General features: G+C 70.1%; 15 protein-coding genes. 8 read left to right on the top strand and 7 right to left on the bottom strand.

Translation table 11 applies throughout. The features are described 5' to 3' along the window. Positions 1-214: 214 nt before the first annotated feature. The 6 genes from B7R87_RS25865 to B7R87_RS25890 all read left to right on the top strand — a co-directional run bounded on the left by B7R87_RS25865 (position 215) and on the right by B7R87_RS25890 (position 6,916). Entirely contained in the window at positions 215-1,171 is a 957-nt protein-coding gene (locus B7R87_RS25865) for a siderophore ABC transporter substrate-binding protein (RefSeq protein WP_233168929.1), read from the top strand. A gap of 70 nt (positions 1,172-1,241) precedes the next feature. After that, positions 1,242-2,204, top strand: coding sequence for an ABC transporter permease (locus tag B7R87_RS25870; RefSeq protein ID WP_006346089.1), 963 nt, complete (start codon positions 1,242-1,244; stop codon positions 2,202-2,204). Further along, positions 2,197-3,195 carry an iron chelate uptake ABC transporter family permease subunit gene (locus B7R87_RS25875; RefSeq protein ID WP_006346088.1) on the top strand — a complete coding sequence of 333 codons (999 nt, stop codon included), beginning with the start codon at positions 2,197-2,199 and terminating at the stop codon, positions 3,193-3,195. The genes B7R87_RS25870 and B7R87_RS25875 overlap by 8 nt, the downstream gene beginning before the upstream one ends. After that, on the top strand, positions 3,192-3,950 hold the full coding sequence (locus B7R87_RS25880) for an iron ABC transporter ATP-binding protein (protein WP_006346087.1): 759 nt from the start codon (positions 3,192-3,194) through the stop codon (positions 3,948-3,950). Before B7R87_RS25875 ends, B7R87_RS25880 begins: the two co-directional genes overlap by 4 nt. Before the next feature lie 300 nt (positions 3,951-4,250). After that, positions 4,251-5,594: an MFS transporter gene (locus B7R87_RS25885; RefSeq protein ID WP_006346086.1), complete on the top strand. Its 1,344-nt coding sequence runs from the start codon at positions 4,251-4,253 to the stop codon at positions 5,592-5,594. Positions 5,595-5,749: 155 nt separating this feature from the next. Further along, on the top strand, positions 5,750-6,916 hold the full coding sequence (locus B7R87_RS25890) for a thiolase family protein (RefSeq protein ID WP_006346085.1): 1,167 nt from the start codon (positions 5,750-5,752) through the stop codon (positions 6,914-6,916). Positions 6,917-6,997: 81 nt separating this feature from the next. On the opposite strand, the gene B7R87_RS25895 is transcribed toward B7R87_RS25890, so the two are convergent. Further along, complete coding sequence (locus B7R87_RS25895) at positions 6,998-7,792, bottom strand: SDR family NAD(P)-dependent oxidoreductase (protein WP_233168930.1); 795 nt, start codon at positions 7,790-7,792, stop codon at positions 6,998-7,000. Between the two features lie 204 nt (positions 7,793-7,996). On the opposite strand from B7R87_RS25895, the gene B7R87_RS25900 reads away from it, so the two are divergent. Beyond that, positions 7,997-9,163 (top strand): thiolase family protein, encoded by a 1,167-nt coding sequence (locus B7R87_RS25900; protein ID WP_006346083.1) that lies wholly within the window; start codon positions 7,997-7,999, stop codon positions 9,161-9,163. A 22-nt stretch (positions 9,164-9,185) separates the two neighbouring features. Beyond that, positions 9,186-10,103 (top strand): acyl-CoA thioesterase, encoded by a 918-nt coding sequence (locus tag B7R87_RS25905; protein ID WP_006346082.1) that lies wholly within the window; start codon positions 9,186-9,188, stop codon positions 10,101-10,103. A 76-nt stretch (positions 10,104-10,179) separates the two neighbouring features. Here the strand turns inward: B7R87_RS25905 and B7R87_RS25910 are convergent, their stop codons facing one another. From B7R87_RS25910 to B7R87_RS25935, 6 genes are read right to left on the bottom strand one after another with little or no spacing between them, the layout of a single operon-like run. Beyond that, positions 10,180-11,379: a CaiB/BaiF CoA transferase family protein gene (locus B7R87_RS25910; protein ID WP_006346081.1), complete on the bottom strand. Its 1,200-nt coding sequence runs from the start codon at positions 11,377-11,379 to the stop codon at positions 10,180-10,182. Then, positions 11,376-12,533 (bottom strand): acyl-CoA dehydrogenase family protein, encoded by a 1,158-nt coding sequence (locus B7R87_RS25915; RefSeq protein ID WP_006346080.1) that lies wholly within the window; start codon positions 12,531-12,533, stop codon positions 11,376-11,378. The genes B7R87_RS25910 and B7R87_RS25915 overlap by 4 nt, the downstream gene beginning before the upstream one ends. Before the next feature lie 44 nt (positions 12,534-12,577). Continuing rightward, positions 12,578-13,381, bottom strand: coding sequence for an SDR family NAD(P)-dependent oxidoreductase (locus B7R87_RS25920; RefSeq protein ID WP_006346079.1), 804 nt, complete (start codon positions 13,379-13,381; stop codon positions 12,578-12,580). Between the two features lie 26 nt (positions 13,382-13,407). Beyond that, the gene (locus B7R87_RS25925) at positions 13,408-13,839 is read right to left on the bottom strand and encodes a MaoC/PaaZ C-terminal domain-containing protein (protein ID WP_006346078.1); all 432 of its coding nucleotides are present in this window, start codon (positions 13,837-13,839) and stop codon (positions 13,408-13,410) included. Further along, positions 13,836-14,291: a MaoC family dehydratase N-terminal domain-containing protein gene (locus tag B7R87_RS25930; protein WP_006346077.1), complete on the bottom strand. Its 456-nt coding sequence runs from the start codon at positions 14,289-14,291 to the stop codon at positions 13,836-13,838. Before B7R87_RS25930 ends, B7R87_RS25925 begins: the two co-directional genes overlap by 4 nt. Positions 14,292-14,293: 2 nt before the next feature. Further along, entirely contained in the window at positions 14,294-15,481 is a 1,188-nt protein-coding gene (locus B7R87_RS25935) for a lipid-transfer protein (RefSeq protein WP_006346076.1), read from the bottom strand.

Below are 15,481 nucleotides of genomic sequence, written 5' to 3' on the forward strand. Positions count from 1 at the left end.
GCCCGAGTTGTCCGACGGCCCCCGCGGGTTGGGGCCGGGTGCGGGTCGCGGAGAATGTCCCGGCTAGGTGCCCTATGCAATGAACGAGTGAAGAGTTAGGTTAGGCTAAGCAAAGTCTGAAGCTCTTCGCGGCCTCGTCGTCCTACGGCGGGGCTGCCTGTCCGTCCCGGGAGACCCCGCCGTGCGTTCCGTCCGTTTTCGCAAGAGCATCGTCGTGACCAGTACGGTCCTGTGCGCCGGAGTGGTGCTCAGCGCCTGTGGCAAGTCCGACAGCGGTTCGGACTCCGGCAAGAGCCACGGCAACGTCACCGTGACGACCGCCAAGGGCGAGGTCGAGGTCCCGCTGAAGCCGGCCAAGGTCGTCGCCCTCGACAACACCTCCTTCCTGACGCTCAAGGCCTTCGGCATCAAGCCGGTCGCCGCCCCCAAGGGCCTGCTGCCCAACGAGGGCTTCGAGGACTGGCAGAAGGACTCGTCCATCAAGGACGCGGGCATCCACCACGAGCCCAAGTTCGAGGCGATCAACGCCACCGAGCCGGACCTGATCATCGGCGGCTACCGCTTCGGCGAGCACCACGACAAGCTCTCCAAGATCGCCAAGACGATCGACATCGCCCCCTCCGACGAGTCCAAGGAGGGTTACGTCAACGCGCTGAAGGCGCAGACCGTGACCCTCGGCAAGATCTTCGGCCAGGAGGACAAGGCCAAGGAGATCGTCGCCGCTCTGGACAAGTCCCAGCAGGCCGCCACCGCCGCCACCAAGGGCGAGAAGGTCTTCCTCGGCGTCGCCAGCGCGGGCAAGATCGACAACGGCGCCAGCCGGATCGGCCGCCTCACCCAGCCGCTCAACCTGAAGAACGTGCTCGACGCCGGGGGCAAGAAGAGCACCTCCGTGCACGACAACTCCGGACTGGCCCCGGAGACCATCGCCAAGCTCAACCCCGACTGGGTGATCCTGCTGGACCGCGACGCGGCCGTCGGCGCCGAGGAGGGCACCGTCGCCGTCCCCGCGAAGAAGGTCGTGGAGGGCATGGAGGCCTGGGACAAGACCACCTTCCGCAGCAAGGACCAGGTCATCTACCTGGACAACAACTTCTACCTGACCGAGGGCATCCAGGCCTACACCGAGGCCTTCGACCAGGTGGCGACCGCGTTCGGCAAGACCGGCTGACACCCTCCACGCGCCGCCGCGGCCCCGGGCACCCGCCCGGGGCCGCACCCACACCCGTCCCGGAAGCCCGATGCGCCGACTCCCGATCCTCCTGGCCACGCTCGGAGTGCTGGCCCTGATCGTCGTCTCCCTCTTCGTCGGGAGCTACGACATCGACCTGCGGTCACTGTTCACCGACCCCGAGGCGCGGCGGATGTTCTTCATCTCCCGCGTCCCCCGGACCCTCGCGCTGGTGCTCGCCGCCGCCGCGATGGCCGTCTCCGGCGTGATCATGCAGATGCTCGTACAGAACCGTTTCGTCGAACCGACGACCACCGGCACCAGCGAATGGGCCGCGCTGGGCGTTCTGCTGCTCACCCTGCTCGCCCCGGCGGCCTCCCCGCTGCTGAAGATGGGCGCCGCCAGCGCCTTCGCCTTCCTCGGCGCGATGGTCTTTCTCTTCGTCCTCCAGCGGATCGCGCTCAAGTCCCAGGTCATCGTGCCGATCGTGGGCATCATGCTGGGCGCCCTGATCAGCTCGCTGACGCTGTATCTCGCCTCCACGTACCAACTGCTCCAGACCCTCGCCACCTGGCGTTCGGGCGGATTCAGCTCCGTGGTCCGCGGGACGTACGAACCCCTGTGGGTGGTGGGGATCATCGTGATCGGGCTCTATCTGGCCGCCGACCGGTTCACCATCGCCGGACTCGGCCGCGACACCGCCACCAGCCTGGGACTGCCCTACCGGCGCATCATGTTCATCGGTCTCACCATGGTGGCCCTGGCGACCGGTGTGACCACCGTCGTCGTCGGCTTCCTCCCCTTCCTGGGGCTGATCATCCCCAATCTGGTCTCCATGGCCCGCGGTGACGACATCCGCAGCAATCTGCCCTGGGTGGTCCTCAGCAGCGTCGCGCTGATGATCGCCTGCGATCTCGTCGGGCGGACCCTCGTCGCCCCGCTGGAGATCCCGGCGACCGTGGTCCTCGGCGCCGTCGGGGCCGTGGTGTTCGTCGCGATGATCCTGCGTCAGCGGAAGAAGGCCCATGTCTGAGACCCGAATCGCCGCCCGCCCGGCCGCACCGGCCCGGCGGTCCCTGCCCGTGGCCGCCCGGCTGGCCGTCGCCGGGACGATCGCCGCCACCGCGGTCGTCTGCTACCTCTTCCTCTTCATCCAGGGCTCCTTCGACTTCGCCTTCGAACGGCGGCTGACCGTCATCGGCACGATGGTCGTGGTCGCCTTCGCCCACGCCGTGGGGACGGTCGTCTTCCAGACCATCACCCACAACCGCATCCTCACCCCGTCCATCATGGGCTTCGACGCGGTCTACATCCTGATGCAGACCCTGCTCGTCGCCTTCTTCGGCGGCAGCGTGCTCGCCGCGACCGACGGGATGCCCAAACTCCTCACCCAGACCCTGCTGATGGTCTGCTTCACGATGCTGCTGTTCCGCTGGCTGTTCTCCGGCCGCGGCGGCAGCATCCATGTGATGCTGCTGGTCGGCGTGGTCCTCGGGCTCGCCTTCCGCAGTGTGTCGGACTTCCTCCAGCGGATGCTCTCGCCCAGTGAGTACGACGTGCTCTCCACCCGGCTCTTCGGGCGGCTCACCAGCGCCGAAGCGTCCTATCTGCCGCTGGCGGCAGGCGTCTGCCTGATCGCCGGAGCCGTGGTCTGGTACCGCTGCCACCGGCTCGACGCCCTGCTCCTCGGCCGGGACGCGGCCACCAACCTCGGCATCGACCACAAGCGCGAACTGACCGTGATGCTGCTGGTGGTCTCCCTGCTGATCGCGATGTCCACCGCGCTCGCGGGCCCCATGACCTTCTTCGGCTTCGTCACCGCGATGCTCGCGTACCAGATGACGGGCACCCACCGGCATGCCGCCGTCCTCCCGATGGCCTTCTTCATCGGGGTGATCACCCTGGTCGGCGGACAGTTCGTCCTGGAGCACGTCTTCTACGCCTCCGGCATGCTCACCGTCGTCATCGAGTTCCTCGGCGGGGCGGTCTTCCTCCTCCATCTCCTCCGGAAGGGCACCCTGTGATCGAGTTCACCGACGTCCGCAAGGCGTACGGAGACACCGTCGTCCTCGGCCCGGTGTCGGGCCGGATACCCGCGGGCGGTGTCACCTCCCTGGTCGGCCCCAACGGCGCCGGGAAGTCCACCCTCCTCACCATCATGGGGCGGCTCGCCGAACCCACCTCCGGCACCGTGACCGTCGACGGGATCGACGTCCACCGGGCCCCGTCCCGGGACGTGGCGAGGACCCTGTCCATCCTGCGCCAGGAGAACCACTTCACCGCCCGGGTGACCGTACGGGAACTCGTCTCCTTCGGCCGCTTCCCGCACAGCCGCGGCCGGCTCACCAAGGAGGACCGGACCCATGTCGACGACGCCCTCGACTTCCTCCACCTCGGCGACCTCCAGCACCGCTATCTCGACCAGCTCTCCGGCGGTCAGCGCCAGCGCGCCTATGTGGCGATGGTCCTCGCCCAGGACACCCGGTACGTCCTGCTCGACGAGCCCCTCAACAACCTGGACATGAAGCACTCGGTCCGGATGATGAGCCAGCTCCGCCGCGCCGCCGACGAACTCGGCAAGACCGTGGTCCTGATCGTCCACGACATCAACTTCGCCGCCACCTACTCGGACCGGATCATCGCCCTGCGCGACGGCGGGATCGCCGCCTCCGACACGGTCGACGCGATGATGCGGGCCGAAGTGCTCAGCGACGTCTTCGACACCCCCGTACGGATCCACGAGGTCGACGGCGTGCGGACGGCCGTCTACTACCGCTGACCCCGCCGTCCGACACCCCCCCCACACGATGGGCCGCGCCGACCGGCGCGGCCCATCGCCGTACCCCCGCCGGACGGCACTCCACCGCACCCGCCATCGCGCCGTCACATCCCCTAGGTGAATAGCTGCTAACCATCGTCAATCTCATGATCGACAGAGAAAGCCTTGTGAGAGGGCTTGTCGTGGCTTGTTTGTGATGCTTCTCTTTCTCTCGGTGAGAGGCCTGGCCCCGGATCGGGCGGTATCCGAACCGATCGCGTCGTGCCTGCCGTCCCCTTCCGACCTCTCCGAGGGAGACCCATGACCGTCGATGTGGACCGCACTGCCGACCCCGCCTCCGGGCCCCCTGCCGAACGGCCCGCGGGCCCGGGCGGGCGCCGCGCCTGGCTGGTGGTCTGGGTCCTGGTCCTCGTGCTCGTCATGAACTACGCGGACAAGATCGTCACCAATATCGCCGGGCCCGCGATCATGAGGGATCTCGGCATCGGCGAGGCCAGGTTCGGGGTGATCCAGGCGAGCTTCTTCGCCCTGTTCGCCGTCGGCGGGATCCTCGGCGGCTGGCTGATGACCAGGATCCGGCCGTGGATCCTGCTGCTGATCACCATGGTCGTCTGGTCCCTCAGCCTGCTGCCGATGGGCTGGCAGGTCGGCTTCGGCACCATGGTGGCGATGCGCGTCCTCCTGGGCTTCGCGGAGGGGCCGACGACGGCCCTCGCGATGTACATCGCGCACACCTGGTTCCCGCCCGAGAAGCGGGCGCTCCCCAGCTCCGTGATCATCGCGGGCGCCACCCTGGGCGCGGTCATCGGCGCCCCCACCCTGACGTGGATCGTCGCGGACTACTCGTGGCGGGCCGCCTTCGTCGTCCTGGCCGTCGCCGGAGCGGTGGTGGCCGGCATCTGGCTGGCCGTCGGGCGCGAGGGGGACCAGGGCGGCACCGCCGCCCGCGCCGCCGGGAGCGTTCTGCCGCTGCGGGTCCCCCTGCGCGTTGCGCTCACCACCGGGTCGGTGATCGGCATCTCCCTGATGTTCTTCGCCGCCTACGCCTCGACCGCCCTCAAGATGACCTGGCTCAAGCCCTATCTGGAACAGGGGTTGGGCTACGGCGAGCGGGCCGCGGGCAATCTGACCGCCCTGCCCTATCTCGGCGGCACCATCGCCGTGATCGCCATCGGCTTCGTTTCCGCCGCCCTGACCCGGCGCGGGGTGAGCAACCGGGCCTCCCGGGGCGTTCTCGGCGCCTCGCTGCTCATCGGGTCCGGTGTCCTCCACCTCGTCTGGGCGCCGCTGAGCGCGGGACCGCTGCACATGGTGCTGCTGGTGATCAGTGCCTCGCTGGGTTCGGCGGGGTACGGCGCGGCGTTCGCCGCGATCAGCGATGTCGCCCCGGTCGAACAGCGCGGTGTCGTGCTCTCCGCCGTCACGGCCTTCTACGGGCTGGGCGGGATGCTGGCACCGCTGGCCCTCGGCGGCATCGTGGAGGGCGCGGCCAGCAAGGCCGCCGGGTACACCACCGGATTCACCCTGGTGGGCGCCCTGCTGGTGGTCGGCGGAATCGTCGGGATGCTGCTCATCAACCCCGAACGGGACGCGGCCCGGCTGGCCGCCTTCGCCGCCGCGGAGGAGGAGCGGGCCGGAAAGTAGCCGGGACCCGGGCGGGCGCGCTGGCGGCGCCCGCCCGAACGTGTTCCTTGTCAAAGTTAGCGCAGCTTCACTTGTGCTTGCTTGTTCCCTACTCTGTCAGGAGATTGAGAATCAACGGCAGGTAAGTACATCCTCTCGCAGGAGTGGGAGCACCCATGCGTGACGCAGTCATCGTCGACGCCGTCCGGACTCCGGTCGGCAAACGGGCCGGGGCCCTGTCCGGTATCCATCCCGTGGATCTGTCGGCCCATGTCCTGACCGCCCTGGCCGGGCGGACCGCCCTCGACCCGGCGGACCTGGACGACGTGGTCTGGGGCTGTGTCAGCCAGATCGGTGAACAGGCCTCCAATATCGGCCGGTACGCGGTGCTGGCGGCCGGCTGGCCCGAGGAGGTGCCCGGGGTGACCGTCGACCGCGCCTGCGGCTCCTCGCAGCAGGCCGTGCACTTCGCGGCCGGTCTGGTGGCTGCAGGCCAGTACGACCTGGTGATCGCCGGGGGCGTCGAGTCGATGAGCCGGGTCCCGATCGGCGCCGCGCGCAACGCCGTCGAGTACGGCCGGCCCTTCGGCCCCGCGGTGCGCGCACGGTACGGCGTCGACGAGTTCAACCAGGGGCTGGGCGCCGAGCTGATCGCGGAGCGGTACGGATTCAGCCGGACCCGGCTCGACGAACTCGCCCTGGAATCGCATGCCAAAGCGGCCCGGGCCACTGCGGAAGGCCGTTTCGAGGCCCAGTTGGCGCCGGTGGTCACCACCGCCGACGACGGCTCACTGCGTACGTTCGCCGCCGACGAGGGCATCCGTACCGGCTCCACCCCGGAGAAGCTCGCCGCCCTCGCCACCCCGTTCAAGGAGGACGGCGTGATCAGCGCCGCCAACTCCTCGCAGATCTCGGACGGCGCCGCGGCCCTGCTGATCACCACGGGTGAGATCGCCGCGCGCCGCGGCTGGCGGCCGATCGCCCGGGTGCACACCGCGGTGCTCGCCGGTGCCGACCCGGTCACGATGGCCCTCGGCCCCGCCCCGGCGACCGCCAAGGCCTTGAAGCGCGCCGGTCTGTCGATCGGTGATATCGGGGCCTTCGAGATCAACGAGGCCTTCGCCCCCGTCACGGCCGCCTGGCTGGAGGAGACCGGAGCGGATCCCGCGCGGCTCAACCCGAACGGCGGGGCGATGGCGATCGGCCATCCCCTCGGGGCCTCGGGCGCCCGGCTGATGACCACGCTGGTCCACCATATGCGGGACAACGGCATCCGGTACGGGCTCCAGTCCATGTGCGAGGCGGGCGGTATGGCCAACGCCACCATCGTCGAACTGCTCTGACGACACATCCGCTGAGGCGTACGGGGGTGCCACCAGCCGGTGGCACCCCCGTACGCCTCAGCTCCCCGGCGACCTGTGGGGTTACACCCGGGCGCCGTCGACGACGAGGCACTGGCCGGAGACGTAGTCGGTCTCCGGAAGGCAGAGCACATAGACGGCCCCCGCGGCCTCCTCGGGGGTCCCCGGCCGCCCCAGGGGGATGATTTTCGAGGCCATGGCGGCCTTCTCCGGGTTGAGGCCGACCTTGATGTCCCGGCCGTCGATCGACAGGGTCGCGTTGTCGGCGGCGGTGGCCTCGGTCATCCGGGTCAGCACATAGCCGAAGGCCACGGCGTTCACATTGACCCGGTAGCGGCCCCACTCCTTGGCCAGGGTCTTGGTCAGACCGATCATGCCCGCCTTGGCTGCGGCGTAGTTGACCTGCCCGAGATTGCCGTAGTAGCCGCTGGTCGAGGAGATGTTCACAACCTTGCGGTGGTACGGGACCGGGTTGGCGCGGAAGTACGGCAGGGCCGCGCGCAGGATCTTGAACGAGGCCGTCAGATGCACGTCCAGGACGGTGTGCCACTGCTCGTCGGTCATCTTCTGGATGACGGTGTCCCAGGTGTAGCCCGCGTTGTTGACGATGATGTCGAGCCCGCCGAAGTGCTCGACGGCGGCCTCGGTGAACCGCTCGGCGAAGCCCTCGTCGGTGACCGAGCCCACGCAGGCCACGGCCCGGCCGCCTGCGGCCCCGATCGCCGCGACGGTCTCCGCGGCGGGTTCGGCGTCCAGATCGTTGACCACGACCGAGGCCCCCTCGGCGGCCAGTTTGAGGGCGATCGCCCGTCCGATGCCCCGCCCCGAGCCCGAGACGATCGCGACCCTGCCGTCCATGGTTCCCATGGCGAGCCCCGCCCTTCCACTCCGTGAGATGCCTGCACTTCAGTTATGGAAGATTCACTTTTTCTGTGAACGTCCCTGGTGTCAAGGGATCCAAGGGGCTAGCTTGAGTTCGTAAAGATTCGCTAACAGCCTTATCGGCCCATCGGCCCATCGGCCCATCGGCCCAGCGGCCGTCGAACGGCAGGGAGAGACCCCATGCGTGACGCAGTCATCGTCGACGCGGTGCGAACCGCGGTCGGCAAACGGAACGGTTCGCTCGCGCAGCAGCACTCGGCGTCCCTCTCGGCGCACGTCCTGACCGCGCTCGCCCAGCGGACCGGACTCGACCCGGCCCTCGTCGACGATGTGATCTGGGGCTGTGCGGGCGCGGTGGGCATGCAGACCGGCTGCGTCGCCCGGGCCGCGGTCCTCGCCGCGGGCTGGCCCGAATCGGTGCCGGGCGTGACCGTCGACCGCCAGTGCGGCTCCTCGCAGCAGTCCGTGCACCAGGCCGCGGCCGGTGTCGTCTCGGGGCAGTACGACATCGCCGTGGCGGGCGGCGTGGAGGTCATGAGCCGGATCCCCCTCGGCACCACCCGCCTCGACGGCAGCTTCGGCGAACCCTTCGGCCCCGACGTCTGGAAGCGTTACGGCGACGTCCGCTTCCACCAGGGACGGGGCGCGCAGCTGATCGCCGACGAGTACGGCATCACCCGCACCGAGATGGACCGGCACGGACTGGACTCCCACGCCCGCGCCGCCCGCGCCGTCGACGAGGGCCGCTTCACCGGCCAGATCGCCCCGATCACCGTCACCGGCCCCGACGGCACGGAACGCGTCTTCGACACCGACGAGGGCATACGCCGCAACTCCACGCTCGAAGCCCTCGCCGCCCTCAAACCCGCCTTCGGGGACACCGGTTCGATCACCGCGGGCAATGCCTCGCAGGTCTCCGACGGCACCGCCGCCCTGCTGATCACCACCAGCGAGATCGCCCGCGCCCACGGCTGGCGGCCGATGGCCCGGATCCATACGGCGGTCCTCGCCGGCACCGACCCCGTCACCATGCTGAAGGGCCCCATCCCCGCCACCGCCAAGGCCCTGAAGAAGTCCGGTCTGTCGATCGGAGACATCGGGGCCTTCGAGATCAACGAGGCCTTCGCCTCGGTCACTCTGGCCTGGCTGCGGGAGACCGGCGCGGACTACGCCCGGATGAACCCCCTCGGCGGGGCGATGGCGATCGGCCACCCCATCGGCGGCTCCGGCGCCCGGCTGATGACCACCCTGGTCCACCATATGCGCGACAACGGCATCCGCTACGGCCTCCAGTCCATGTGCGAGGGCGGCGGTATGGCCAATGCCACGGTCCTCGAACTCCTCTGACCCCGGAAGAGGAGTGCACCCCATGACGACCACACCGCACCACAGCCCCCCGCCCCCCGGCCCGGGAACCGCCCCCGGCGGGCCCGGTACGGACCTGCTCGGCTTCCTCACCCTGGAGCGCACGGAGCGCGACCTCTTCCACGGCTGGTGCCATGCCGCCCTGCCCCGGCGGGCCTTCGGCGGACAGGTCGCGGCCCAGGCGCTGACCGCGGCGGGCGGCACCGTGGACGACGACCGGCGCGTGCACTCCCTGCACGGCTACTTCCTGCGCGGCGGAAACCCGGCCCGGCCCATCGCCTACCGGGTCGAACGGCTGAAGGACGGCCGCGGATACGCGTCCCGGCGCGTCACGGCCCTCCAGGGCGACGAGGTGATCTTCACCCTCTCCGCCTCCTTCACCCGCCCCGAGGACATCCCCGGACGGCATCTCGCCATGCCGCCGACCACCCCGCCCGAGGAGCTGCCCAACGCTTTCAGCGCCTGGGCCGCCCGGGACCCCGAAGGCTTCGAGCGGTTCGAGATCGGCCGGGTCCTCGACGTCCGCCGGGCCCCCGTCGACCGGCCGGAGCGCGACGGGGGCACCGAACAGCGGCTGTGGATCCGCTCCGCCGCCCCGCTCCCGGACGCGCCCCTGGTCCATATGTGCGCCCTCACCTACGCCTCGGACCTGATGCTCGCCCCGGTCGCGGCCCTCGACGTCGAAGCACCCGGGGTGCTGCGCTCGGGCCCGGACTCCTCGCACCACTTCATGGCCTCCCTCGACCACGCCGTCTGGTTCCACCGCCCGTTCCGCGCCGACGACTGGCTGCTGGTGGTCCAGCGCGGCCCGACCGCGGGCGACGGCCGGGGCCTGGTGCACGCCGGGTTCTGGTCCCGGGACGGCAGGCTGGTCGCCTCGGTGGTCCAGGAGACGGTGCTGCGCCCCCGCCGCAGCCCATGACCCCATGGGTGGTACGACGGCCGGGGGCCGGGACACCCACCGTGTCCCGGCCCCCGGCCTCGTACTTCCGCAGGCGTCAGCCGATGACGCCCTCACTGCGCAGCGCGGCCAGCTCGTCGGCGCCGATTCCGGCCTGCCGCAGTACCTCGTCGGTGTCGCTCCCGGTCACCGCGGCGGGCCGCGGTTCGGGGGAGGGGGTGCCGAGGAAACGCGGTGCGGTCCCCGGCTCCGGGTAGCCGTCGGGGGTGATCCGGTACGTGCCGCGGCCCGCGTTGTGCGGATGGCGGGCGGCCTCCGTCCAGTCGAGCACGGGCGTCACGCAGGTCTCCGTACCGTCGAAGCGGGCCGTCCAGTCGTCGCGGGTGCGGCCCGCGAACACTTCGGCCAGCTTCGCCGCCATCGCCGGCCACGCCCCGCGGTCGTGCTGCCGCGCGAACAGGGGATCGCCGGTGAGCCCGAGCACCCGCAGGGTCTCCGCGTAGAACTGCGGTTCCACACAGCCGACCGCCATGTGCAGTCCGTCCGCGCAGCGGTAGGTGCGGTAGAAGGGGGCGGCGCCGTCGAAGAGGTTGGAGCCGCGGCCCTCGGTCCACTGGCCGGTGCGCAGCAGCCCCTGGAGCAGCGCGAGCTGGATCGCGGTGCCGTCGGTCATCGCCGCGTCCACCACTTGGCCCCGGCCGGTGGTCCGGGCCGAGTACAGGGCGGCGCTGATGCCGAGGGCCAGCAGCAGACCGCCGCCGCCCATATCGCCGAAGAGGTTGAGCGGGACGACGGGATCGCCGTCGGCGGGTCCGATCTGGGCCAGGGCCCCCGCGACGGCGATGTAGTTGATGTCGTGGCCGGGGGCCTGGGCCAGCGGTCCGTCCTGTCCCCAGCCGGTCATCCGCCCGTACACGAGCCGGGGGTTGCGCTCCAGACAGGGGCCGGGTCCGAGACCGAGGCGTTCGGTGACGCCCGGGCGGAAGCCTTCGATCAGGGCGTCGGCGCCGTCGATCAGCTTTCCGACGAGGCCGACGCCCCGGGGGTCCTTGAGGTCGGCGGTGACGGAGCGGCGGCCGCGGTGCAGGATCGGATGGCGCGACGGGCTGCCGTGCTCGGCCGGCCGGTCGACGCGGACGACGTCGGCGCCGAGGTCCGCGAGGATCATCCCGGCGAACGGCCCGGGGCCGATCCCGCCGAGTTCGACGATCCGGACGCCCGCGAGCGGACCGCCGCCCCCGCCGGACGGCCCGGTGGCGGACCGTCCGGCGGGGGCGGCATCGGCGGTGGGCGTCACAGACCGAGGTCCTTGGCGATGATGGTCTTCATGACCTCACTCGTGCCGCCGTAGATCCGGTTGACCCGGGTGTCGGCGTAGAGCCGGGCGATCGGGTACTCCAGCATGTAGCCGTAACCGCCGTGGAGCTGGAGGCATTTGTCGATGACCCGGCCCGCGGTCTCGGTGGCGAAGAGTTTGATCTTCGCGGCGTCGGCGGGGGTCAGTTCGCCCGCGTCGTCGAACGCGATGCCCTGGTCGACCATGGCCTGGAGGGCCGCGACCTCGGTCGCGCACTCGGCCAGGACGAACTTGGTGTTCTGGAAGGCGGCGACGGGCTTGCCGAAGACCTGGCGCTCGGTGACGTACTCCTTGGCGAACCGGATCGCGGCGGTCGCGGCGGACACCGCGCCCACACTGATGGAGAGCCGCTCGCGGGGCAGGTTCTGCCCGAGGTACGAGAAGCCCTCGTCCTGCTTGCCGAGGAGGTTCTCCACCGGCACCTTCACCTCGTTGAAGGCCAGTTCGGAGGTGTCGGAGGAGCGGAGGCCGATCTTCTCCAGCTTGCGGCCGTATGCGAAGCCCTCGCTGTCGGTCGGGACGACGAACAGGCTCAGTCCGTGCCTGCGGTTCTCCGGCGTCGCCGGGGAGGTACGGGCGGCGACGATGCACAGCTCCGAGTTGCGGGCCCCGGTGATGAAGGTCTTGGAGCCGTTGAGGACGTAGTGGGTGCCGTCGTCGGAGAGCTTCGCGGAGGCCCGGATGCCCGCCAGGTCGGAGCCCGTACCGGGTTCGGTCATGGCCACGCAGAGCATCAGCTCACCGGCGGCGACACCGGGCAGCCACCGCTGCTTCTGCTCCTCGTTCGCGAGGTTGAGCAGATAGGGCAGGACGATGCCGGTGGAGACCGAGTAGTGCCCGAAGGAGACCGCGGCCCTGGCGGACTCCTCGGTGATGATCGCCTGGTACTTGTAGCTGGTCTCGCCCGCGCCCCCGTACTCCTCGGGGATGTCGAAGCCCATCACGCCGAGCGCGCCGAGCTTGCGGAAGAGATCACGGTCGACGAGGTTGTCCTGCTCCCACTGCGCGAAGTGGGGCTCCACCTCTTTGACGATGAAGTCCCGGATCATCGCCCGGAACGCCTCGTGCTCCTCGGTGTAGATGCTGCGCTTCATGACCATTCCTGACGGTGTGGGAGGGGTACGGGGTCGGGCGGGGTTCAGCGGGAGGCGCCGTCGACGTTGAGGACCTGTCCGGAGACGTAGTCGGCGTCGGGGGTGCAGAGCAGATAGATCGCGCCCGCGGCCTCGGCGGGGGTGCCGGGGCGGCCGAGCGGATGGGTGCGCTTGACGGCCTCCATGATCTGCGGCGAGACGCCGACCTTGATCCGGCGGCCTTCGATCTCGACGAAGGTCTCGTCGGCGGCGGTGGCCTCGGTCATCCGGGTGAGGATGAAGCCGAAGGCGACGCCGTTGACGTTGACCCGGTAGCGGCCCCACTCCTTCGCCATCGTCTTGGTGAGACCGATGACACCGGCCTTGGCGGAGGAGTAGTTGGCCTGCCCCGGATTGCCGAAGACACCGGAGACCGAGGAGACGTTGACGACCTTGCGGTGGTACGTCGTCGGGTTGGCCTTGATGAAGGGCTGGGCGGCGCGCAGGATCCGGAACGGCGCCTTGAGGTGGACGTCGATGATGGCGTCCCACTGCTCGTCGGTCATCTTCTGGATGACGGTGTCCCAGGTGTAGCCCGCGTTGTTGACGATGATGTCGAGTCCGCCGAAGCTGTCGACCGCGGTCTGGACGAACCGTTCGGCGAAGCCTTCTTCAGTGACCGAGCCGGTGCAGGCCACCGCCTTGCCGCCGGCCGCGGTGATAGCGGCGACGGTCTCGTCGGCGGGCTCCTTGTCCAGATCGTTGACGACGACGCTCGCGCCTTCCGAGGCCAGCTTGAGCGCCACTTCACGGCCGATGCCGCGGCCGGATCCGGAGACGATCGCGACCTTGCCGTCCAGGGTTCCCATGATGTGCGTCCGTCCTTCTCTGAGGTTCAGTCGGTGGTGACGGTGGCGCGGCCCTGGAGGGTCACGCTGCCGTCGGGCAGGCTGACGGTGAGGTCGAGACGGGCCAGACCGTCCTCGACGGAGACGACGGTGCCCCGGCAGACGGGGGTGGTGTTGACCGGCGTGATCGCGGAGAAGCGCACCCCGTACTCCCGGATCCGGTCCTGCGGCACCCAGTCGGTGAGCAGCCGCCCGAGGTAGGCCATGGAGAGCATGCCGTGGGCGAAGACGTCGTCGATGCCGACCGCCCGGCAGGCGTCGATGTCGATATGGACCGGGTTGTGGTCGCCGGATGCGCCCGCGTAGAGCGCCAGCGCGGTGCGGGTCACCTTGGGTGCTTCGAGGGTGAAGGTGTCACCGGGCTTCAGGGCGGTCTTCTGGGCGGTCTTCAGGACGGGCTGCGGTACGGAGCTGGTCATCGGGCCGCCTTCGGATCGCGTACGACGGTGGTGCTGGTGAGGGTGGCGACCGGAGCGCCGTCACGGGTGACCCGGGTGGTGCGCACGATGAACTCCAGCGCCCCGCCCTTCTTGCTGTAGACGTCCGTCACCTCGGTGGCGAAGGCCAGCTCCTCGCCCGCGTGCACGGGGGAGTGGTAGGCGAACTCCTGGCCGCCGTGGAGGATCGTGCGGACGTCGATCCCCAGATCCCGCAGGAACTTCCCGCGGTCGGGGTTGTCCATCTCCAGACAGAAGAGGAAGGTCGGCGGGACCGGCAGATCGGGGTATCCGGCCGCCTTCGCGGCGTCGGTGTCCGTGTACACCGGATCGTGCTGTCCGGTCGCCCCGGCGAAGAAGCGGAGCCTGCCGCGCTCCGCCGAGGTCCGGAACTCCGGGTACCGGGTGCCGATGAGGGAGGGGGAGAGGGGCATCGTCAGGAGACCTTCTCGAAGAGGGTGACGACTCCGGCGGTGCCGAGGCCGAGGTTGTGCTGGAGGCCGAGCCGGGCTCCGTCGACCTGACGGGCACCCGCCTCGCCGCGGAGCTGCCAGGTGATCTCCGCGGTCTGGGCGAGACCGGTGGCACCCAGCGGATGGCCCTTGGAGAGCAGTCCGCCGGAGGGGTTGGTGACGATCCGTCCGCCGTAGGTGTTGTCGCCGTCGCTGATGAACTTCTCCGCGCCGCCCTCCTCGCACAGGCCCAGGCCCTCGTAGGTGAGGACCTCGTTGACCGTGAAGCAGTCGTGGAGTTCGACGACGTCGACATCCCGCGCGTCGACCCCGGCCCGTTCGTAGACCTCCGTTGCGGCGGCCCGGGTGACATCGGTGCCCACCAGGGACATCGCGCTCTTCCTGGTGAACACGTCGTCGCTGTCGGAGTGCAGCGCCTGCGCGGCAATAGCAACCCGCGGGGCGATTCCGTTGGCCCGGGCGAACTCCTCCGAGCAGACGACGGCCGCGGCGGCACCGCAGGTGGGCGGGCAGCACTGGAGCCGGGTCAGACCGCCCGCGACGACCGGCGAGCCCAGCACGTCGTCCAGGCCGATCGGATCGCGGAAGACGGCGTACGGATTGTTGGCCGCGTGCCTGCGGGCCTTGACCGCGACCCGGGCGAAGGTCTCCGGGTGCGCGCCGTACTTCTCCAGGTACTCGCGGCCCGCGGCGTCGAAGTACTGGGGGGTGCCCGGGAGGGCGGGGTCGAGCGGATAGACCTCCTCCAGGACCTCCCGGAAACCGGTCAGCGGATGGGGCCGGTCGTTCCACTTGGCGCTCAGCGCCCCGGGCGGCATCTGCTCGAAGCCGACGGCGAGGGCGCACTCCACGGCACCGCTGCGGACGGCCTGGTGGGCCAGCCAGAGCGCGGAGGAGCCGGAGGCGCAGTTGTTGTTGACGTTCAGCACGGGGACCGCCGTCCGGCCGAACCCGTAGACCACGCGCTGGCCGCAGGTCGAGTCGCCGTAGACGTACCCCGCGTACACCTGCTGGATCCGGTCGTACGGAAGGCCCGCGTCGTCGAGTACGGCCCGGACCGCGCCGCGGCCGAGTTCGTCGTACGTCGCCCCGGCACTGGGCTTGCGGAACGGCACCATCCCGACGCCCGCCACGAGCACTCTGCGCGCCAT

Source organism: Streptomyces tsukubensis (assembly GCF_003932715.1).
Lineage (GTDB): Bacteria > Actinomycetota > Actinomycetes > Streptomycetales > Streptomycetaceae > Streptomyces > Streptomyces tsukubensis.